Raw genomic sequence first — 19,266 nt, 5'->3', positions numbered from 1 at the left:
TGCTCGCTCTCCTCTACGTCACTCCTCGACCGGGGAACCGCTCCCGCTGAACCGGGCCATTCTCACCACCGGTCCGATCACCCGGAACGGATGATCGGCCGCCCACCTGGGCACCGTGAACTGCCCGAAGGTGCAGGGGAGTCGGCGTCGTACGGCTCCCCCCGCGCCCTCCGTGCGGCGCCGGGGCGCCGGGCAGCCTGGCCGTGCGGCCACGGATACCGGGAGGGGACGGATGAAGGAGGTCCCGGAGCGGAAACCGACCGGCCGCACGCCCGCCGCCCCGACCCCGGCCCCCGCGCCCGCCGTCGGCCTGTCCCCGCACGGCGTGCAGCGACTGCAGGGCGCGGTGGGGAACGCGGCGGTGGCCCGGCTGGTGGCCCAGCGCCACACGGCTCCGGTGAAGACGCCGCCGAACGCGGCGCCGGGTTTCCGCAGGGTCGGCGCGGACGTGGCGGCGAAGAAGCGCACGATGGCCGCCCATGCTCCGGCGGCCGCCGAGTCGAGGTCCGCGCAGGACGCGGCCGTCGCGCCCCCCGACGACAAGGAGGCGCAGGGCAAGGCGGCCAACGCGGAGAAGATGGACGCCGCGAAGCCGGGGGAGTTCGACAAGGCGGCGTTCATCGCGGCGGTCGACAAGGCGATCGAGGCGCAGGCGCCCAAGAACCTCGACGAGGCCGACAAGTTCTCGAAGTCGGGCAAGGCCGACAAGGTGAAGGACGAGGTCGACGGCAAGGTCACCGACGGCAAGAACACCTCCGCCAAGGACATCGAGACGACGACGAAGGCCCCGCCGGACACGTCGGCGGCCAAGGACAAGCCGGTCACCCCGATGACCCCGGACCACCCGCCCGGCAACCCGGGCGCCCCGAGCGCCACCGACGCGGTCCCGGAGAAGCAGCCGCCGGCGGTGACGGACTTCTCCCAGGGGCCGGCGGAGAACGACCAGGCGCTGGCCGACGCCGAGGTCACCGAGGAACAGCTGGCGAAGGGCAACGAGCCGGAGTTCGACGGCGCGCTGAAGGCGAAGAAGACCGCGGAGACGGACTCCGCGAAGGCCCCCGGCAAGGCGCACACGGCCGAGGACCAGCAGCTGGCGACGGCGAAGGCGGGCGCGGCGGCGGTCGGCGCCCAGGCCATGAACACCCTGACGGCGACCCGGGAGTCCGCGGGCAGGTCGGTCGACGGCGGCAAGGGCGAGACGAAGTCGAAGGACGAGCGGAAGCGGGCCGAGGTCACCGCGAAGCTCCAGAAGGTCTTCGACGCGACGAAGAAGGACGTCGAATCGACCCTGACCGGCCTGGACCAGAAGGTGGACACCGCCTTCACCGGCGGGGAGAAGGCCGCGCGGGACGCCTTCACGGCCGACCACAAGGCCCGCATGAAGAAGTACAAGGACAAGCGCTACTCGGGCTTCCTCGGCAAGGGCCGCTGGCTGAAGGACAAGTTCGCCGGCCTGCCGAAGGAGGCGAACGACCTCTACCAGGAGTCGCGCAAGCTGTACGTGGCCCGCATGCGCACGGTCATCTCGCAGGTCGCGGACATGATCGGCGTGGAGCTGGGCCGGGCGAAGACGAGGATCGCCCAGGGCCGCACGGAACTGAAGGCGGAGGTCGACAGACTCCCCGCCGACCTGAAGGCCTTCGGCGAGGAGGCGTCGAAGGACTTCGCGGGCAAGTTCGAGGACCTGGAAGCCACGGTCGACGAGAAGTCGGAACAGCTGGTCCAGGATCTCGCGAACAAGTACACGGCCGCCCTCAACGCCGTCGACGAGGAGATCAAGAAACTCCAGGAGGCCAACAAGGGCCTCATCGACAAGGCGAAGGACGCGATCGCCGGCGTCATCAAGACCATCAACGAGCTGAAGAACCTGCTGCTGGGCATCCTGGCGAAGGCCGCCTCGGCCATCATGAAGATCATCAAGGACCCGATCGGCTTCCTGGGCAACCTGGTGAAGGCGGTGGGCGCCGGCCTCGACCTCTTCGTCGCCCACATCGGCGAGCACCTGAAGAAGGGCCTGGTCTCCTGGCTCCTGGGCACGGCCGTCAAGGCGGGCATCGACCTCCCCCAGAAGTTCGACCTCAAGGGCATCATCCAGCTCATCGCCTCCCTCCTCGGCCTCACCTGGGACAACATCCGCACCCGCATCACCCGCAAGGGCGTCCCCGACGAAGCCATGACGGCGGTCGAGTCGTCGGTCCCGGTGGCCCAGTCCCTGGCCAAGGAGGGCCCGGCGGGCGCGGTGAAGGAGATCCAGGCGGAAGCGGGCGACCTCAAGTCGACGATCCTGTCCAAGCTGACGGAGTACCTGGTCCCCACCGTCATCATCGCCGGCGTCACCTGGATCCTCTCCCTCCTCAACCCCGCCTCCGCCTTCGTCCGCGCGGTCAAGGGCATCATCGACATCGTCACCTTCGTGGTGAACCAGGGCGCCCAGATAGCCGACTTCGTCAACGCGGTCCTGGACGCGGTCGTGGAGATAGCCAACGGCGGCGCGGCCGGCGTCCCGAAGATGGTCGAGACCGCCCTGGCCGCCAGCATCCCCCTCCTCATCGGCTTCCTCGCATCCCTCCTCGGCATAGGCAACCTCGCCAACAAGGTGAAGTCCGTCTTCCAGGCGGTCTCGAAACCGGTGAACCGCGCCATCGACAAGATCGTCGACTTCATAGCCAAGAAGGGCAAAGCCCTCTGGCAGAAGCTCAAGTCGAAGGCCCGGCCCGGAAAGGAGGGTCCGGACGGCAAGAAGGGGAGTGGCGAGAAGGATGCCTCGGCGTTCCCGCTTCCCAAGAAGGGGTTCCAGTCCCTCGACAAGGAGAGCCACAAGGTTCAATTCGACGGGAAGAGCGCCGGGGCCAGGTTGGTCGTGCACAGCAGCCCACAGGACATCGAGAAGTACCTGACAGGCTGGGAAACCGAGCTGGAGACCGTCGACGACCCTGGAGGAGTGTCCCGCGCCGCTTTGACGGCTGCCAGCCAGCAGAGGGACGAGGTCAAGAAGCGGCACGACGCCTTCCACGCCCTGCCCGCGGGGGCTAGCACCGGCCAGAAGGCGTACGACGATCTCCTCGCCGCCCTTGCCCAGCTCGCGGGGCTCCTAGCGAACCGCCCGGGTGCCACACCCCCACTGCCTCCGCCGGTGCTTCCTCCGATGGTCCACGGGGTCCTGGCCAGCCCCTTCAAGGCGAGCTACATCGACAAGGGCATCAAGAAGGGGACCGAGGCGAATTCGTACGACGGCGCGACCCTGATCGGCTGGGCCACGGCCAAGACCTACAACACTCCGAGGCGGGGCCACCCGGACAGCAACGCCTGGGTCAAGATGCATCTGCTGCCCGCCTTCCTCGGTGGTGACGCGGTCGATTCGAACCTGGTTCCGGCGCGAGGTTTCGTGAACAATCCGATGTTCTACAGCGGCATCGAGAACCCTGCCCGCAAGTCACTCGGCAAGGCTTTGTCGGATCCGGCGTTCGAGCGCATGGTCTGGTATCGAGTGGGTGTCACCTATCTTTCGGGTCACCCCGGATTTCCGGAGAAGCTCGAGGTCGAATGGGGTGGATACGATCACTCGAACGGAACGTGGAGCGAGCGTGCCCCCCGGGGCGGCGGCGGCTCGTTCTCCGACAAGCAGGATCCGCCAGAGCCCCTGCACAACGATGTGTTGCGTATAAACGCGCGTGGGGTGAAGTTCAGCGTCTTCGCCTCCCTCGGGATAGCGCGGCCGGAGGCGGAGAGGATCAAGGCGGAGGCGAAGAAGAGAGAGTTCAGAGACCTCACTGACGCCATCGGGAGATTTCCGAACCTCGCGACGGAGCTCACCAATGCCGCCACGGCCGGCCGACTCAGGTTCGACTGACTTTCATCTGAATGAGTAATCGCACGAGCGTGATCCGGAGGAGACATGGAAACCGACTACGAACGCCGACTCCGAGAGATGGTGGAGCAGGTCCAGGCATGTGGATCCCTGCGTGTCGATACCTATGACCGGGGCCCGCTGGCCGACTACATGGAGCGTTCCGAGGACGCCTTCGACATCGTGCGAGCCGTGGAGAAGGCCCCACTGCCCGCAGCGCTGGCCCGAAACTTTCACCGGTACTCCGGTCTCGTTCTCGCCTGGCGAGCTCTGGAACCCTTCCAGGCGATCGCCGGGGAATTCCATCTGAGGCATATCGGTGAGGCGCTGCTCCTCGGAGCCGGGAAGAAGCCGGTCGCGGCGACGGCATCCGAAGAGGAACGGCTGATCCATGGGTTCCGGATCTTCGAGACCCATCCTGTGGGTGGAACGGGTACTTACACCGCGATGCGACTCGTCCCCGACCAGGCTCCGCCGGAGCTCTGGTACTTCGACCTCAGGCAGGGGCCCACCAGGATCGACCTCGACTACGGGGACTACCTCGACGTGATGCTGCGGACCAAGGGCCTCTACGACTGGCCGTACTTGTTCGCGGATCCGGATCCGAACAACTACGGCATGCGTGTCTCCCTGCCGTATCTGAGTGAGGGGCTCGCCTTTCTCGGCCGTGAGTTCCCTGATGACGACCTGTCGGACCTCCGGGCCAGGTTGGAGGAGCGCATGAGCGTGCTGGGCAAGGATGCGTGACCCTCACGCCAACAGGTCCGCGTACCGGCCGAATTCCGAGGTCAGGGTCAGCCGCCCCAGTTTCTGGTACTCGCGTTGGACCGCGTGGATCAGCATCGGCATGGTCACGGGGCCGGCCGCTTCTGCTGCCAGGTAGGCGGCCGTCACCGCTATCGAGCGGATGTTGCCGCCCGACAGTTCGAAGGCCTCGGCGCAGAAGTCCAGGTCCAGGTCGGTGGCGCGGGGGAGGTGGGGGCCCAGGGTGCGGTCCCAGAGAAGGAGGCGGCGGGGGGCGTCGGGGACCGGGAAGTCGACGATCAGGTCCAGGCGGCGGGTGAAGGCGTCGTCGAGGTTGGCCCTCAGGTTCGTCGCCAGGATGGCCAGGCCGTCGAAGGACTCCATGCGCTGCAGCAGGTACGCGGACTCCACGTTGGCGTAGCGGTCGTGGGCGTCCTTCACGTCCGAGCGTTTGCCGAAGACGGCGTCCGCCTCGTCGAAGAGGAGGACGCCGTTGACGCCCGCCGCCTCGGTGAAGATGCGTTCGAGGTTCTTCTCCGTCTCGCCCACGTACTTGTCGATGACCGTCGCCAGGTCGACCGTGTAGAGGTCCAGGCCCAGGTCGGCCGCTATCACCTCCGCCGACATCGTCTTGCCCGTGCCCGAGTCGCCGGCGAACAGGGCCGCCACGCCCCGACCCCGTCCGCCGCCCGGGCGCATCGACCAGGTGCCCAGGACGTGGTCGCGGTGGCGGGCCCGGGAGGTCAGTTCGCGGAGTTGGGTCTCCGTGTCCGGGGGGAGGACCAGGTCGGTCCAGGTGACCGTGGGTTCGATGCGGCGGGCCAGGCGGTCCAGGCCGGCCGCGTTCTGCGCTCGGGCGCCTTGGCGGACGTGGTCGGCGGTGAGGGGGGTCGCCTCCAGGCGGGCCTTCTGGGACGCCGCCTTCGCCGAGCGCACGATCTGCTCCGGGGTGAGGAGGAAGGGGGCCAGGAGCTCTTCCACCGGGAGGGGGGTCTCTTCGTCCGCGGTCTCGCGCCACAGGGCCGCCCTTGTCTCCGGGTCCAGCCTCGGCGCCTTCACCAGCAGCGGCGGGGACGCCGACCAGGCCGCGTCCCAGGGCGGGCGGCCCACCAGGGTCACCGGGACCGGGAGGTCCGTCAGCGCGCGCAGCAGTCCGGCGCGCTCGCGGGCCACCGCGTCGACCGGCGCGCACACCAGGCCCGCGCCCGTCAGACGGGCCTCGCGCAGCAGCAGGCGGACCGCCTCCGCCGGTGCCGGGTCCTCCGCCAGGCGGGAGAGGTCGACGCCCAGGATCCCGCGGCCCGCGGCCTCCAGCGCCGAGGCCGCCAGGGCCGTGCCCGCTCCGCCCTGGTCCTCCTGGAGGTAGACCAGCGCGGCCGACTCCGTCAGGAACCGGGCCAGGGGCGCCGGGTCGCCGACGCCCCGTACCGCCTCCCAGGGCGCCCGGACGTCCGCCAGCCGCGGGTCCGGGGTGTCGTCGCCCAGCAGGTAGGCCGTCACCCGGTCCGGTACGCGCAGCGCCCTGCCGAGGAAGGGTCGGTCCCGGTCCTCCACCAGGAGGAGGCCGCCCGCCCGGAGCGGGGCCCGTTCGCCCAGGCGCGCCCTCGCCTCCCGGTCCGCGTGCGGCATGCCGCAGAGGCCGAGGGCGAGGCCGATCGAGGGCCTGCGTCGCGTCACGTCGTCGTTGAGGTAGCCGTAGAACGACTCGAAGCGGTCGTCCAGGTCCGGGAGCAGCGCGATCAGCAGGATGTCCACGTCCAGGGCGGAGAGGGCGAACTCCCTCGCCAACGACCACAGGCGGGAATCCGGGCGTCCCCGCTGCCCCGTCCCCGTCGGTTCCGGAGGGGGCGGGAAGGTGTGCGGCCCCTCCAGCAGGCGCTCCACCGCCTCCTCCGTGAGGTACAGCCCCCGGAACGCGTCGTCCGGGTTCGGGTCCACCGCCCGGCGCGCCTCCACGGCGCGCCGGATCCGCAGTTCCATGTCCCTTGCCCTGGCCAGGAGTTCGGCCGTCACGTGCCGAGCCCCTCGCCGAGGCGGACGTCCAGGCCCGCGTCGCCGACCGGCGGGCCCGCCGCGTACCTGGGGGAGGCCGTCACCGGCACGCTCACCACCAGGTCGAGCGACGGCTTCAGCTCACCGCCCAGGGCGCTCCAGACGTCGGCGAACGAGCGGTCCTCGGGCGGCGGCAGCGCGATCGACAGCGGCACCGCCGCGCCGATCTCCGCGAGCGTGCCGGTGAGGCGCGCCGGCGGCAGGGCCTCGTACTTCAGCAGGCAGGCCAAGAGGGAGGAGAGCAGGCGGTGTTCGTCCTCCGGGCGCTTGGTCCAGGCCGTGATCAGGTACGACAGTTTGAAGTAGCGGGGCGGGCGGCGGCGGGCCACGACCACGCCGCGCTCGTCGTACTCGTTGTGCAGTCCGCGCTCGCGCCGGCGCATGTCCTCGCGGATGTCGTAGAGGTACAGGTTCACCATGGGCGCGTTGACCTTCGCCGCCCACTCGCGCGTGGGCGCGTCGAAGACCACCGCCACCTGTCCGCCTTCCAGCACCTCGGCGCGGATCAGGGAGCGCAGGACGTCGTCGACCTCGTGGATCAACGGTCCCTCACCCCCGGCCCGCGAAGTCCGGCGGCTGGAGCGCGTGCCGGACGACCAGGACCGGCTCCTCCGGCGGTTCCAGGCGCGGCACCTCCGCGCGCAGGAGGCGCGGGCCGATCCGGTCCTTGCGCAGGACGAGGACCTGGGCCTCGAAGCCGCCGGCGCGGTCCGCCGTCAGCGGGGCGGTGTCGGCGGTCAGGCCCGTGGACCAGACGAGCCGGACCGGTTCGCCGGGCGGGAAGTCCGTGCCGCGTACGGTCACGGGCTCGCCCGGCCTGATCACCCGCGGAGTGACGTCCAGGCGCGGCTGGACCACCCGGAGCGGCGCCGTCGCCGTGTTGTCCTCGGGCTCCGGGTCGGGGAAGAGCCCGCGGACGGTCGCCCGGACCGTACCGGACAGCGCCTCCTGGTAGGTGGCCGACTGGGTCACCACGATCCTGCCGCCGGGCGGGAGGGAGCAGGGCGCCGCGGCGGTGCAGCGGTCGGTGCGGGAGAGGGCGCGGCCCGTTCCGGAAGGCCAGGCCGCGTCGACGGTGACGTGCGCCGCGGTGTCGGGGCCGGCGTTGGTGAGCGTGTAGCGGGCGACGGCCGCCCGGCCCGTGTACGTACGGGTGGGAGCGAGGGAGACGGACACGGCCACGTCCGCCGACGGCGGCACGGGGCGCGGCGGGTCCGTGTCCGGCGGTGGCGCGAGCGGCGGCAGCACGCGGAAGGTGGCCGTGTCCGTCCCGGTGTTGCCGGCCCCGTCGGTGGCCGTGCAGGTCACGGTGGTGGTGCCCACGGGGAAGACGGAGCCCGAGACCGGGCTGCAACTCGGCGTCAGCGGACCGTCCTTGGCGTCCACGGCGGTCGCCGTGTAGTCGATGGCGGTGCCCGAGTCGCCGCCGGCGCGCGCGATGCGGTCGTCGAGGGTGACGACCGGCGCGGTCACGTCGTTGACGGTGATCGAGATCCGCTGTTCGTACGCCGGGTCGGCGGCCGCCGCACCGATCGCCGCGGTGTCCGGTGCCTGGGTGCCGAGCAGGAACTCCACGGTGCACGTGAGCGTCGCGCCCTGGGGTGCGTCCGGTGAGACGGTGATCGTCTCGGCGAAGGAGGCGGTCTCGCCGCTGACGACGTCGCGCGTGGGCGGGTCGAGGGTCACGGTGAGGCCGGGGTCGCAGGCGTTCAGGCGGTGGCCGACCCTGGTGGGCAGGTTGCCCAGCCCCTCGACGATGGCTTCGGCGACCCGGTCCGGGTCGATGCCGCCGAGTTTGCGGCCGCCGGTGGCCTCGATGATGCGGGTGGCCTGGCCGGGGGTGGTGCGCGGGTTCTCGACCTGGCCCGGCTGGCCGGCGTCGCCGGTGCCGTCGAGGCCGTCTCCCACGTTGGTGGCCACGTCGATGCCGAGGACCCGGGCGTTCTTGTCCTGGAGGGCGAAGATCGTGTCCTCGATGGTGTGGCCGTTGCTCGGGTTGTGGCTGGAGGCGTCGCTGACGAGGACGATCACCGGGCTGGAGTTCTCCCGGAAGACCGTGCGGCCGCCCGCCCCGGCGGCGATCTGCCAGAGGCCGTTGATCCAGTCCTCGGACGGCCCCATGCTGCCTCTGCCGAGACCGGTGCCGAGCTTGCCGACCCCGGTGACCAACCGGTCGTCGTCCTGGGTGAGTTCGGCGGTCACGTCGAAGCCCGCGCCCGGGTCGACCTGCTGGTCTCCGAAGGTCGTCACCGCGAACCTGGCGTCGGGCTGGTTGGTCCGCACCTTCTCGATGATGCTCGACAACCCCTCCCGTACGTCGCCGATGACGTCGTTCATGCTGTACGTGCCGTCCACCAGCAGCACCACCTCCGGCCTCGGCGGCACCACCGGGGTCCGGACCAGCTTGTCGACCTGGAGCGACGCGCCGGGATCCAGCGCCTGCGACACGCTCGCCGGCGTGACGGGCTCTTCCGGGACCGGCACCGCCGAGGCCGACGTCGACGCGGGGACGGCTCCGGCCGCGAGCAGCAGCAGGGCGAGTCCGGCCCGGGCGGGCGTGCGGCGACCGGACCCGCGGGGTGCCGACGGCTCCGTACGCCCGGACGACTGGAACCAGCGCACGGCACAACCCCCTCGGCCTCACGTCGCTCGACGGCCCGAGGATGCCGCACCGCGGCGCCTCCGTCCTGGTGCGACAAGTCACCCTGAGGGGAAGGGAGTTCTGCCCCTACGGGCACCCGGCCTCGGTGCCCCGCCCCCTCCCCTCAGATCAGCCCCTGTCGCATCGCGTACGCCACCGCGTGGGACCGGTTGCGCAGTTGCAGGCGGGTGATGACGGCGTGCAGCACGTTCTTGATGGTGCGTTCCGAGTAGGAGAGCTTCGCGGCGATGTCCGCCGTGTCGTAGCCCTCCGCCACCAGGCGCAGGACGTCCACCTCGCGGGCCGCGAGCCCGGTGAAGTGGAGCCCGCGCGGGCCGAGGACCTGGCCCTGGAGTCGGCCGACCTCCTCCAGGAGGCGTCCCACCAGGTCGGCGGGGAGGTGGCCGGCGCCCTTCGCGACCGTGCCGATGACGTGCACCAGGTGCTCCGGGGTCGCCTCCGCCCGCCGGATCACCCCGGCGACCCCGCACTCCGCCGCGCTGACCAGCTTCTGTTCGTCGATGTCCGTCGTCACGAGGACGGGGCGCGAGGTGCTGGTGCGCCTGATGTGGCGCAGCAGCCGCAGCACGTCCTCGTCGACCGTGTCCACCACGAGCACCACGACCTCGGGCGCCGGGTCGGCGGTCTCGCTCCATTCCGTCACGCTGATCTCGGGCCGGGCCCGTAACTGACTCGTCACCCCGGCCTGCGAGATCGGGTCCTGCGCGCGCAGCGCGACAGCCGTCCGTTCCATGGTCAAGCTCCCCCCGGGCAAGCGGCGCCCACGCCTGTCGCACGGGCCCCGTGGAAACCATCGAAGACGCCGACAACGCGCGTCCCGCTGGTAGTTCGGCGCACGGGAGATGCCCTGACAGTCCGTCAAGAAACCAGAATCATTGCTTCGGGCACTGAATCTGCCCGAAAGTGTTCCTTCTCTGACGATGCTGTGGAGAAGCCCGGATCCTACGGTGCGCCCATGAGTCTTACGGCAAGCCTCGACGCATCGCACGTCACCGCCGTACCGGGCGGAGAGACGAGCCTCCCCCTTCAGGTGCGCAACTCCGGTACCACCGTGGAGGAGTACCGCTTCGAGGTGGCCGGAGCCTGCGCCGCCTGGACGACGGTGGAACCGGCGACCCTCTCCCTGTACCCGGGCAGCACGGAGACCGTCTCCGTCACCTTCCGGCCGCCCCGCGACCCGTCCGTCCCGGCGGGCGAGACGCCCTTCGGCGTCCGCGTGGTCCCCACCAGCGACCACGCCGAACCCGTCGTCCCCGAAGGCCGGGTGACCGTCGCGCCGTTCGTCGAGGTCACCGCCGAACTGGTGCCCCGGGGCTCGCACGGCGTACTGCGCGGCACCCACAAGGTCGCGGTCGACAACCGGGGGAACGCCCCGCTCACCGTCGCGCTCACCGCCCGCTCCGGCACCGAGCGCACCGGGATCACCTTCACCCGGCCGGAGCTGCCCGTCGAACCGGGCCGCGCGGCCTTCGCCGAACTGCGCGTCAAGCCCGCCAGACGCCTCTGGCGCGGCACCCCGGTCGTCCACACCTTCCAGGCCGTCGTCGCGCCGCCCGCACCGGAGGGCGAGGAACCGCCCGCGCCGGTCGTGCTCGACGGCTCCTACCAGCAGGAAGCGATCCTGCCGCGCTGGCTGCCGCGCGCCCTCGTCCTCGCCTGCGTCCTCGCCCTGATCCTCACCGGATTCTGGTACGGGATGCTCCGGCCGGCCGTGAAGTCGGCGGCGCGCGAGGCGATCACCCCCGAGGTCATCGCCTCCGCGACGTCCGGACCCGACCAGGGCGGAGGCCAGAGCGGCGGTCAGACGGGCGGCGGCTCCGGCGGAGCGACGTCCACGCCGACGCCGACGCCCACCCCCACCGCGAGCGCCACGCCCAGTGTCAAGCCCAGCCCCAAGCCCAGCGCGAAGGCCACCGCCAAGCCGCTGCCCGCCCCCGTGCCGACCAGCGCCCAGGTGCAGGTCAGGGACGGTGTGGGCGGGGGACCGAGGAGCGGTACGGCGCTGACCGTGCCGGCCGGGAAGGCCTTCCGGCTCACCGACATCGTCGTGCAGAACCCGCAGGGGGACGCCGGCACCGTCGTCGTCACGGTCGACCGGGGCTCCCGCGTCCTGACCCTGGCCCTGGAGAACTTCCGCGACTCCGACTACCACTTCGTCACCCCGATCATGGTCCCCGCCGGCGGCGAGGTGACGATGACCGTCGACTGCCGCAAGATCGGCCGCCCGGTCAACGCCCCCGCTCCCGGCCGGTGCGCGGAGTCCCTCTTCCTCGGCGGCACCCTGCAGTCCGTCAAGCCCTGAGACCTACGCCGACGGGGCCTCTTCCTCTTCCTCGGCGCCCGCCTCCGCCGCCCGCTGCACGAACGAGCCCTGCACGTCGGCGGGCTGCTCGTCCTCGTCCTCCGTCGCCGCCCGCTGCACGGCGGGCGCGGCAGGAGCGGAGGTGGCGGCGGGCGCCGCCGGGGCGGCGGGAACGGCCGGGGCGGCCGGCTCCGCCAGCACCCGCTCCGCGTTCGCGACGGCCTCCCGCTCGAAGCGGTCGGAGGGGTCGCTCACCCGGATCCCGCCCGGCGCCTCCGTCCCCTCGACGGGCCCGCTGCGCTGCTGGATCACATGGGTCAGCTCGTGCGCCAGGGTGGTCCGGCCCCGCGGCGACGCCGGGTCGTACGCCTCCCGCTGGAACACGACGTCGTTGCCGACCGTGTACGCGTGCGCGCCGATGCCCTTCGCGGAGGCGTCCGCGGCGGCGTCGGTGTGGATGCGCACGTCGGAGAAGTCGGCGCCCATCCGGGTCTCCATGTCCCCGCGGGTCGCGGAGTCGAGCGGCTGCCCGCCGCCCGAGGCCAGCACGTCGTGCACGGGCGAACGCGCGCCCTCCTCGGCGGTCGCCCCGGCCCCGGCCCCGGCCTCGGCTTCTGCCTCCGCGCTCCGGCTGCGCTGCACCATCGCCCCGACCGCCCCGTTGCCCACCGCCCGCTGGAGCGCGCCGAGCCCGGACGTCCCCACCACGTCGGTACGCCCGGCCGCCGCGGCCTCGAAGAGCCGGGCCGCGCCGGGGCCGCCGTCCTGCGCCCGGTCGTCACGGAGCCGGTCGTCCCCGGCGTGCCCGGCGTCGTGCTCCTGGTGGTGGTCGTGGCCGTGCTCATGGTCGTGCTCGTGCTCGTACGCACTCATCGTCAGCTCCCCGAACGGTCCCCGATGACGTCCCTCACGGGGGCGCGGCCCGGCCCCCGGCCCCCAGCCTCCCCACCGGCCCGTGCCCCGTCCAGGCCCGCCCCCGGCCGCCGGGGGCACGAACCGCTGCCCGTTCGCGCAGCCCCTCGACACGCCGGGAAAAAACTTCGCGCGGGATGTCGAGAACCGGCGCGTGGCTCCGTCCCCGGTGCGAACACGGCCAAGAATGGGCCGTAGCCCACCGAGGAGACCACCATGGCCAAGTACCTGCTGCTCAAGCACTACCGGGGCGCGCCGACACCGGTGAACGACGTGCCGATGGACCAGTGGGAGCCGGACGAGGTGTCGGCCCACATGCAGTACATGCGCGACTTCGCCGCGCGACTGGAGGGGACCGGCGAGTTCGTGGACGCCCAGGCGCTCTCCCCGGAGGGCACGTTCGTGCGGTACGACGGCGAGGGACGGCCGCCGGTCACCGACGGGCCGTTCGCGGAGACCAAGGACCTGATCGCCGGCTGGATGGTGATCGACGTCGAGACCTACGAGCGGGCGCTCGAACTCGCCGGCGAGCTGTCCGCCGCACCGGGCGCGGGCGGGAAGCCCCTCCACGAGTGGCTGGAGGTGCGCCCCTTCTACGGCGTGCGGCCCTCGGCCACCGAGTGAACGAGTCGCTGCTCCGGCAGCTGGTGCCGGAGGTGATCGCCGTCCTCGTCCGCCGCGGAGCCGACTTCGCGGCGGCCGAGGACGCCGTCCAGGAGGCCCTGGTCGAGGCGGTGCGCGGGTGGCCGGAGCCGAAGGACCCCCAAGGGGTGGCTCGTCACCGTGGCCTGGCGCAAGTTCCTCGACGCGGTTCGGGCCGACACGTCCCGGCGGCGCCGGGAGGAGCTCGTCGAGGCCGAGCCCGCGCCCGGACCGGGCGCCGCCGTGGACGACACGCTCCTGCTGTACTTCCTCTGCGCGCACCCGTCCCTGACGCCGTCCTCCGCCGTGGCGCTCACGCTGCGCGCGGTCGGCGGTCTCACCACGCGGCAGATCGCCCGGGCGTACCTGGTGCCGGAGGCGACGATGGCCCAGAGGATCAGCCGCGCCAAGCGGACCGTCTCCGGCGTCCGCTTCGAGCGGCCGGGTGACGTCGCCACGGTGCTGCGCGTGCTCTACCTGGTCTTCAACGAGGGGTACTCGGGGGATGTCGACCTCTCGGCCGAGGCGATCCGGCTCACCCGCCGGCTGGTGGCGAGGACGGACCACGAGGAGGCGGCGGGGCTGCTGGCGCTGATGCTGCTCCACCACGCGCGGCGCCCGGCGCGGACCGGGCCCGGCGGCGAGCTCGTCCCCCTCGCGGAGCAGGACCGGAGGCTGTGGGACACCCGGATGATCGCCGAGGGCGTCGAGCGGCTCCGGACCGCCCTCGCCCGCGACCGCCTGGGCGAGTTCCAGGCCCAGGCGGCCGTCGCCGCGCTCCACGCCGACGCCCGGACGGCCGAGGAGACCGACTGGCCGCAGATCGTGGAGTGGTACGACGAACTCGTGCGGCTCACCGACAGTCCGGTGGCCCGGCTCAACCGCGCCGTCGCCGTGGGCGAGGCCGACGGCCCGCGCGCCGGGCTGGCCGCCCTGGCGGAGCTCGACCCGTCCCTGCCGAGGTACGCGGCCGTCGCCGCCTATCTGCGCGAGCGCGACGGCGATCCGGTGACCGCGGCGCGGCTCTACGTCGAAGCGGCCCGCTCGGCGCCCACGGTCCCCGAACGCGACCACCTCACGCGCCAGGCCGCCCGGCTCCACGCACGGCCGCGCCACGGCTGAGCGCGGTGGTCCCGGGCCCGGACGCGACTGTGCCCCACACCCGAGGGTGTGGGGCACAAGCGGGAGCGGGAACCAACGACCAGTCGGCCCTCCCTCCGTACTGCCCACCGTAGCGGCCGCGCGCCCCGGACAGCCCGATTCCGGGAGTACATGACCGGATCGAGTGACAGCCGGAGCAGGCAAGGCCGGAGCGAGGCCGGGTGGAGCGAGGCAGGTCGGAGCGAGGGCGGGTGGAGCGAGGGCGGGTGGGGTGGGGTCAGGCGGAGAAGGAGCCCAGGCCGCCGGGGACGTGGGTGCCGTAGCCGGGCTGGACGACCAGCGAGGGGCCCAGGCAGAACGGGTTGCCGTAGATCCGCACGGGCCCGTCCGTCTGGTTCGTCAGCACGTGCGCGACCGTGGGCAGCCGCTGGCAGCCGGCCGGGTCCCGGTACACGTCCAGGGGCTGGGCCTCGGTGGAGAAGACGACGACGTCGCCGGACGCGGCGGCCTGGGCGGGCCCGGCCAGGCCCAGCACCGCGCCCGCGGCGACCAGCGACATCAGAACGGCTCGTGTACGCATGGGACATCCTCATCGCAGAAGATCCCGCATCGGCGCGGGCTCGCTCCACAGCTACCGGGGCACCGGGCTCAAGATCCAATCGATCCGGGGGGTTTCACTCTCCAGGGTGAGCGGAACCCGCCTGGCGGAGTCGGCGCGTGACGCACCGGACGCCGGGGAGGGGCACGTCCGCCCGCTGACCCGGCACCGCCGGCGGCGGCTCAGGTGTGGTGCTGGACCACGCCGCGGGTGGAGAAGGGGACCGGGTCGCCGGTCGTGAAGTCGCCGGGCGGGATGCCGGGGTGGTGGCCCTGCTTCGAGTCGGGGTGGTCGGCGGCGGGGCTGAGGGTGAGGCGGGAGACGATGCGGTAGCGGTCGCCCCGGTAGAGCGAGTGGACGTACTCGACCGCGCGGCCCTCGGAGTCCGTGGTGAGGCGTTCGAAGAGGAGGGCGGGGGAGAACTCCGGGACGTCCAGGAGGTCCGCTTCGGCGCGGGTCACGACGGTGGGTTCGATGGACTGGACCGCCTCGCTGACCTGGATGCCGTGGTGGTCGCGGAGGTGCTCGTAGAGATCGCCCTGTTCGAGTTCCTCACTGGTCAGGCCGGGCGCGAGGTCGGCGCGGACGTGCAGGTGCTCGATGGCCATGGGGGAGCCGTCCACGAGGCGGAGGCGGGCGACGTAGAGGATCTCCGCGGCGGGGGAGACGCGGAGCTTGCGGCTGACGCGGGCGCCGGCCGGGAGGGTGCGGAACTCCAGGAGCCTGCTGGTCCACGCGCCGCCGGCCTGCGGGAGGCTGAAGGAGTTCCGGTCGGAGATCAGCTCCTGGGTGATCTTCTCCGCCGCCACGAACATGCCCCGGCCGTGCTCGCGGACCAGCAGTCCCGCGACGACCAGCTCGTCCACGGCCGCGCGCAGGGTGGGGCGTGACACGCCGAGCCTGGCGCAGAGGGTGCGCTCGGAGGGGATGGCGTCGCCCGGGCGCCTCGCCTCGATGAGTTCGAGGATCGCGTCACGGACCCGCTCGCGCTTGAGCATCGCGCCGGAGGCTGCCGCGTCGATCTCCATGTGGCTCTCGTTCGTCGTCGGGACGTTTGTGTTCGCTGGTCAACCATAACTGGTCTACTGGTCAGCTTTCAACGGGCGCCGCCGGTCCGGTGCCCGCTCTCCCTTCCGGTCGATGTCGGCGAAAAAGGCTCTGTGTTGCGGGGGTTGACGACGTCATTGGTCCATGCCACCTTCATCTCGCGCCAACTGGTAAACCTCTGACAGGTCAAGTGGTCAACTCGGGGTTTGCCTCTGTCTCCCTCCGTCTCGCTCTGTTCCCTCTGTCTCCCTTCGCTCTCCCTCCGTTCCCCCTGCTCCCCTGCTCCCCGAGGTGAATCGTGAAGCACCGCCCCCTTGCCCTGCTCGGCGCCCTGCTGCTGAGCACCGGCCTCGTCGCCTGCTCCTCGTCCGGTGACGACCCGGACGTCGGCGGACCCACCGTCCTCGACGTCTGGCTGATGCGCGACAGCGTCTCGGACGCCTTCCAGAAGGAGTTCGAGGCCGGCTTCGAGAAGGCTCACCCGGAGATCGACGTCAGGATCCAGATCCAGGAGTGGGAGGGCATCGGCGAGAAGGTCACCGCGGCCCTGGCCAGCAACGACGCCCCCGACGTCATCGAGGTCGGCAACACCCAGGTCGCCCAGTACGCGCAGAGCGGCGGACTGACCGACTTCACCGGCAGGGTCGACGACCTCGACGGCGACTTCTGGCTCGACGGCCTCGCGGAACCCGGCGCCTGGGACGGCAAGCAGTACGGCATCCCCTACTACGCCGCCAACCGCGTCGTGATCTACCGCACCGACCTCTTCCGGAAGGCCGGCGTCGACGCCGCCGCGATCAAGACGCGCGACCAGTGGCTCGCCGCCACCGAGAAGCTCGACGGGGACGGCGTCCAGGGCATCTACCTCCCCGGGCAGAACTGGTTCGCCCTCGCCGGCTTCATCTGGGACGAGGGCGGCGACCTCGCCCTCCAGGAGGGCGGCGGATGGAAGGGGGGCCTCGACAGTCCCGAGGCCACGCGGGCCATGGAGTTCTACAAGCGGCTCCAGGCGCTCGGCAAGGGCCCCAAGGACTCGGACGAGTCCCGCCCGCTCCAGGCCGAGGTCGTCGCCAAGGGGCAGATCGCCCAGGTCATCGCCACCCCGGGCGGCGCCAACGTCATCGCCCAGAACAACCCCGAACTCAAGGGCAAGCTCGGCTTCTTCCCCATCCCCGGCAAGACCGCCGACAAGCCCGGCGCCGTCTTCACCGGCGGCTCCGACCTCATCGTGCCCGCCGTGGCCAAGCACCAGGACGAGGCGTACACCTTCGTCAAGGAGCTCACCGGCGACGCCTGGCAGACGAAGCTCGCCCTCGCGATGAGCTACGTCCCCAACAAGACCACGCTCGCCACCGCCGTGGCCTCGGACCCGGGCGCGGCGGCCATGGCGGTCGGCGCCGCCAACGGACACGCCACCCCCAACACCCCGCAGTGGGCCGCCGTCGAGGCCAAGAACCCGATCAAGGACTACATGACGGCCGTCCTCACCGGGCGCGACGCGAAGACCGAGGCCGCCAAGGCGTCCCGGTCCATCACCACCGCGCTGAACAGCGGTTCCTGACGGATGACGAGCCGATCCGTCCGGCGGCCCGGGCACGCGCGCCGCCCCCTCGCCCTCGGCCCGTACCTGCTGATCGCACCCGCGGTCCTGGGGATGCTCTACCTCCTGCTCTATCCGTTCGGCCGGGCCCTGCTCATCTCCTTCCAGGACTTCGGACTGCGCCAACTGATACGCGGCGAGGCCGAGTTCGTCGGGCTGCGGAACTACCGGACCCTGCTGACCGACCCGGTCTTCTGGGAGGTCGTCCGCCGCACCTTCCTCTTCATGGCCGTCAACGTCGCCGCCATCATGATCCTGTCGACGCTGGTCGCCCTGATGACCGAACGCCTCGGCAGGATCGGCAGGACCGTGGTCCTCAGCTCGCTGGTGCTGGTGTGGGCGGTGCCCGTCGTGGCCGCCACCACCGTCTTCCAGTGGCTGTTCCACTCCGAGTTCGGCATCGTCAACGAGACCCTCACCGACCTCGGCTTCCACTCCTTCGAGGGGTACGCCTGGTTCGCCGACGGCCGCGCCGCCTTCACCATCCTCGTCGTCCTCATCGTGTGGCAGTCGGTGCCCTTCGCCGCCGTCACCCTCTACTCGGCCCTCACCACCGTCCCCGGGGAACTCTACGAATCCGCCCGTCTCGACGGCGCCGGCGGCCTGCGGATCTTCCGCTCGGTCACCTTCCCCCTCGTGCGGCCGATCTTCCTGCTCGTGCTCTCCCTCGAAGTGATCTGGACCTTCAAGGCGTTCGTCCAGATCTGGGTGATGACCCGGGGCGGCCCGGGCGACGCGACGACGATCCTGCCCGTGTACGCCGTGCAGACCGCCCTCGCCAACCAGCGCTACGACCTGGGCTCCGCCGCCTCCATGGTCACCGTCCTGCTCATGAGCGGCGTCCTCGTCCTCTCGTTCCGCCGACTCTTCCGCCAGGAGGGGGAGCACCTGTGAACACCACCCGCGGGCGCGCCCCGCAGCGCGCACTCCGCCGGCTCCCGCTGTACGCGGCGGCCACCCTGACCGTGACGGTCTGCCTCTTCCCCGTCTACTGGATGGTCGCCACCGCCTTCAAGCCGTCCCGCGACATCCAGTCGTACGAGCCCCGGCTGATCCCCGCCGAATGGACCTTCGACCACTTCCGCACCGCGGTGGGGGCCGACGGCTTCGGCCTCTTCTGGCGCAACAGCGCCCTGGTCACCCTCGGGGCCGTACTCCTCGCGCTGGTCGTCGCGCTCGGCGCGGCGTACGCCGTGGCCAGGCTGCGCTGGCGGGGCCGCCGCCAGTTCATGCTGGCGGTGTTCATCGCGCAGATGGCGCCGTGGGAGTCGCTGGTCATCCCCGTCTACATCATCTCGCGCGACACGAACATGCTCGACCGGCTGCCCACCCTCACGCTCGTCTACTTCATGATCACCCTGCCGTTCACGGTCGTGGTGCTCCGCGGCTTCATCGCCGGCATCCCGCCCGAACTGGAGGAGGCGGCCCAGGTCGACGGCTGCACCCGCGTCGGCGCCTTCCGGCGGATCGCCTTCCCCCTGCTCGCGCCGGGGCTGATGGCCACCTCGCTCTTCGGCTTCATCACCGCCTGGAACGAGTTCACCTACGCCAACTTCCTCATCATCAAGCAGCAGGACAGCCGGACGCTGCCGGTCTGGCTCTCCTCCTTCCAGACCACCTTCGGCACGGACTGGGGGGCGACCATGGCCGCCTCCACCCTCTTCGCCCTGCCCGCGCTGATCGTCTTCCTCGCCCTCCAGCGCCATGTGACCTCGGGCCTCACCGCCGGAGGCGTCAAGGGCTGACCGAAGCGACCACC

Annotated in this window: 14 protein-coding genes and 1 pseudogene; 8 read left to right on the top strand and 7 right to left on the bottom strand. The window is 71.6% G+C overall.

Annotation, left to right across the window (positions count from 1 at the left end; translation table 11 throughout):
• The first annotated feature begins 232 nt into the window (after positions 1 to 232).
• The gene (locus ACFQ8C_RS00975; protein WP_383450757.1) at positions 233 to 3,850 is read left to right on the top strand and encodes a hypothetical protein; all 3,618 of its coding nucleotides are present in this window, start codon (positions 233 to 235) and stop codon (positions 3,848 to 3,850) included.
• 45 nt (positions 3,851 to 3,895) lie between these two features.
• Positions 3,896 to 4,594: a hypothetical protein gene (locus ACFQ8C_RS00970; RefSeq protein WP_383450754.1), complete on the top strand. Its 699-nt coding sequence runs from the start codon at positions 3,896 to 3,898 to the stop codon at positions 4,592 to 4,594.
• Between the two features lie 3 nt (positions 4,595 to 4,597).
• On the opposite strand, the gene ACFQ8C_RS00965 is transcribed toward ACFQ8C_RS00970, so the two are convergent.
• The 4 genes from ACFQ8C_RS00965 to ACFQ8C_RS00950 all read right to left on the bottom strand — a co-directional run bounded on the left by ACFQ8C_RS00965 (position 4,598) and on the right by ACFQ8C_RS00950 (position 10,038).
• Positions 4,598 to 6,571, bottom strand: a complete 1,974-nt coding sequence (locus ACFQ8C_RS00965) for an ATP-binding protein (protein ID WP_383450941.1) — start codon at positions 6,569 to 6,571, stop codon at positions 4,598 to 4,600.
• Between the two features lie 29 nt (positions 6,572 to 6,600).
• A complete protein-coding gene (locus ACFQ8C_RS00960; RefSeq protein WP_383450751.1) occupies positions 6,601 to 7,185 on the bottom strand; it encodes a DUF4255 domain-containing protein in 585 nt (194 codons plus the stop codon).
• Between the two features lie 7 nt (positions 7,186 to 7,192).
• Positions 7,193 to 9,265: an HYR domain-containing protein gene (locus tag ACFQ8C_RS00955; RefSeq protein ID WP_383450749.1), complete on the bottom strand. Its 2,073-nt coding sequence runs from the start codon at positions 9,263 to 9,265 to the stop codon at positions 7,193 to 7,195.
• Between the two features lie 143 nt (positions 9,266 to 9,408).
• Complete coding sequence (locus ACFQ8C_RS00950) at positions 9,409 to 10,038, bottom strand: response regulator transcription factor (RefSeq protein WP_383450746.1); 630 nt, start codon at positions 10,036 to 10,038, stop codon at positions 9,409 to 9,411.
• A gap of 222 nt (positions 10,039 to 10,260) precedes the next feature.
• Here ACFQ8C_RS00950 and ACFQ8C_RS00945 point away from each other — a divergent pair, with 222 nt between their 5' ends.
• On the top strand, positions 10,261 to 11,607 hold the full coding sequence (locus ACFQ8C_RS00945) for a hypothetical protein (RefSeq protein ID WP_383450744.1): 1,347 nt from the start codon (positions 10,261 to 10,263) through the stop codon (positions 11,605 to 11,607).
• 3 nt (positions 11,608 to 11,610) lie between these two features.
• Here the strand turns inward: ACFQ8C_RS00945 and ACFQ8C_RS00940 are convergent, their stop codons facing one another.
• Complete coding sequence (locus tag ACFQ8C_RS00940) at positions 11,611 to 12,480, bottom strand: DUF4157 domain-containing protein (RefSeq protein ID WP_383450741.1); 870 nt, start codon at positions 12,478 to 12,480, stop codon at positions 11,611 to 11,613.
• 255 nt (positions 12,481 to 12,735) lie between these two features.
• On the opposite strand from ACFQ8C_RS00940, the gene ACFQ8C_RS00935 reads away from it, so the two are divergent.
• On the top strand, positions 12,736 to 13,143 hold the full coding sequence (locus ACFQ8C_RS00935; RefSeq protein ID WP_383450739.1) for a YciI family protein: 408 nt from the start codon (positions 12,736 to 12,738) through the stop codon (positions 13,141 to 13,143).
• Positions 13,140 to 14,283 (top strand): annotated as a pseudogene (locus ACFQ8C_RS00930) (RNA polymerase sigma factor). Before ACFQ8C_RS00935 ends, ACFQ8C_RS00930 begins: the two are co-directional and overlap by 4 nt.
• 256 nt (positions 14,284 to 14,539) lie before the next feature.
• Here the strand turns inward: ACFQ8C_RS00930 and ACFQ8C_RS00925 are convergent.
• Both ACFQ8C_RS00925 and ACFQ8C_RS00920 read right to left on the bottom strand, forming a co-directional pair.
• Positions 14,540 to 14,842, bottom strand: coding sequence for a hypothetical protein (locus tag ACFQ8C_RS00925; protein WP_383450737.1), 303 nt, complete (start codon positions 14,840 to 14,842; stop codon positions 14,540 to 14,542).
• Positions 14,843 to 15,042: 200 nt separating this feature from the next.
• Positions 15,043 to 15,888, bottom strand: coding sequence for a GntR family transcriptional regulator (locus ACFQ8C_RS00920; RefSeq protein ID WP_383450734.1), 846 nt, complete (start codon positions 15,886 to 15,888; stop codon positions 15,043 to 15,045).
• Between the two features lie 317 nt (positions 15,889 to 16,205).
• Here ACFQ8C_RS00920 and ACFQ8C_RS00915 point away from each other — a divergent pair, with 317 nt between their 5' ends.
• The 3 genes from ACFQ8C_RS00915 to ACFQ8C_RS00905 are packed head-to-tail and all read left to right on the top strand — an operon-like array spanning position 16,206 to position 19,252.
• Positions 16,206 to 17,468, top strand: a complete 1,263-nt coding sequence (locus ACFQ8C_RS00915; protein WP_383450731.1) for an extracellular solute-binding protein — start codon at positions 16,206 to 16,208, stop codon at positions 17,466 to 17,468.
• A gap of 3 nt (positions 17,469 to 17,471) precedes the next feature.
• A complete protein-coding gene (locus tag ACFQ8C_RS00910) occupies positions 17,472 to 18,401 on the top strand; it encodes a carbohydrate ABC transporter permease (RefSeq protein WP_383450728.1) in 930 nt (309 codons plus the stop codon).
• Positions 18,398 to 19,252 (top strand): carbohydrate ABC transporter permease, encoded by an 855-nt coding sequence (locus ACFQ8C_RS00905; RefSeq protein ID WP_383450726.1) that lies wholly within the window; start codon positions 18,398 to 18,400, stop codon positions 19,250 to 19,252. The genes ACFQ8C_RS00910 and ACFQ8C_RS00905 overlap by 4 nt, the downstream gene beginning before the upstream one ends.
• Positions 19,253 to 19,266 lie beyond the last annotated feature (14 nt).

This window comes from Streptomyces sp. NPDC056503 (assembly GCF_042794995.1).
GTDB lineage: Bacteria > Actinomycetota > Actinomycetes > Streptomycetales > Streptomycetaceae > Streptomyces.
The sequence above is the reverse complement of the archived record's forward strand: the minus strand, read 5'-3'. Positions and strand labels throughout refer to the sequence as shown.

Coding starts and splice junctions, on each gene's coding strand:
- ACFQ8C_RS00975 (WP_383450757.1), top strand. CDS start 233: ATGAAGGAGGTCCCGGAGCGGAAACCGACCGGCCGCACGCCCGCCGCC.
- ACFQ8C_RS00970 (WP_383450754.1), top strand. CDS start 3,896: ATGGAAACCGACTACGAACGCCGACTCCGAGAGATGGTGGAGCAGGTC.
- ACFQ8C_RS00965 (WP_383450941.1), bottom strand. CDS start 6,571: ATGGAACTGCGGATCCGGCGCGCCGTGGAGGCGCGCCGGGCGGTGGAC.
- ACFQ8C_RS00950 (WP_383450746.1), bottom strand. CDS start 10,038: ATGGAACGGACGGCTGTCGCGCTGCGCGCGCAGGACCCGATCTCGCAG.
- ACFQ8C_RS00945 (WP_383450744.1), top strand. CDS start 10,261: ATGAGTCTTACGGCAAGCCTCGACGCATCGCACGTCACCGCCGTACCG.
- ACFQ8C_RS00940 (WP_383450741.1), bottom strand. CDS start 12,480: ATGAGTGCGTACGAGCACGAGCACGACCATGAGCACGGCCACGACCAC.
- ACFQ8C_RS00935 (WP_383450739.1), top strand. CDS start 12,736: ATGGCCAAGTACCTGCTGCTCAAGCACTACCGGGGCGCGCCGACACCG.
- ACFQ8C_RS00925 (WP_383450737.1), bottom strand. CDS start 14,842: ATGCGTACACGAGCCGTTCTGATGTCGCTGGTCGCCGCGGGCGCGGTG.
- ACFQ8C_RS00920 (WP_383450734.1), bottom strand. CDS start 15,888: ATGGAGATCGACGCGGCAGCCTCCGGCGCGATGCTCAAGCGCGAGCGG.
- ACFQ8C_RS00910 (WP_383450728.1), top strand. CDS start 17,472: ATGACGAGCCGATCCGTCCGGCGGCCCGGGCACGCGCGCCGCCCCCTC.